Source organism: Rahnella sp. P4_A8, assembly GCF_056402435.1.
This window is the reverse complement of the sequence record NZ_JBFUHK010000278.1, coordinates 1-978: the sequence shown is the minus strand read 5'-3', so window position 1 is coordinate 978 and position 978 is coordinate 1. Positions and strand designations below refer to the sequence as shown.

At 47.2% G+C, this 978-nt stretch carries 2 protein-coding genes; both read right to left on the bottom strand.

Annotated elements, in window-relative coordinates; genetic code table 11:
• Positions 1-259 (bottom strand): type II secretion system major pseudopilin GspG (gene gspG, locus AC1DUO_RS25415; RefSeq protein ID WP_477989466.1); only part of this gene is annotated, 259 nt, incomplete at its 3' end.
• A gap of 12 nt (positions 260-271) precedes the next feature.
• Positions 272-978: type II secretion system F family protein (locus tag AC1DUO_RS25410; protein WP_477989464.1), on the bottom strand; the 707-nt coding region annotated here is incomplete at its 5' end.

Below are 978 nucleotides of genomic sequence, written 5' to 3'. Positions count from 1 at the left end.
GGGTTACAAGGGCTTCAAGCGTTTGTTCGGTTGTTGGATAGCGATGGTTATCCAGCTTATACATGTCGAGGGCGTTCTCGAGGGCGACAATATCGCTGACGGCTTTTTGGGTATCAGCTCTTTCTTTGTTGCCCATTACATTAGGAACAACGAGCGCTGCCAGCACCCCGAGAATGACGATAACCACCATCAGTTCGATTAATGTAAAGCCTTGTTGCTTCTGAGTGCCAATGTACTGATTTTTTTGAATGTTTAACATGGAATGATACCTTTAACTGACCAGGTTATTAAGCTGGAGAATCGGTTGTAAAATCGACATGATGATGAATAAAACAATACTGGCCATAGTGACAATCAGCAGTGGTTCAAATAGCGCCAATACCATTGAAAGCCGGTGTTGCATCAGCTTGTCCTGATTGTCTGCCGCGTGTGCCATAAGCTCGCCAAGACGCCCGCTTTGTTCACCGGAAGCAATCATGTAGAGCATCATGGGTGGGAAGAGGCGGGTTTGTTCCAGAACAGCAAAGAGTGAGCTGCCCTGACGAACATGTTCTGCCGCTTGGGTAAGTAAATAATGGATCCGGCGGTTAGTTATCCCTTCTGTTGAGATTTTCATCGCATCAAGTAAAGGAACGCCGCTCGATTGCAAGATACTGAGAGTCCGGGCATATCGGGCACTATTGATGGCCCTGATCAGTGGCCCTAAAACGACAACACCGAGCAACGCCGTATGAAAACGCATAAGATTATGCTTACGGCGCAGAGCCAGCCTGAAGGTAGCGATGAAAGCGATAACCACTATGGCAATCACCCACCATGTATGTTCCAGGAAACCACTGACGCCAATTAAAATACGGGTGGAGATGGGCAGCGTATGTTTCATATGCACAAACTGTTCAATGATTTGCGGGACGACGGCAACCAGCAAAATAACAATCACTAGAATGGCAATGATGGTGAGCATGGCCGGGTAAATCA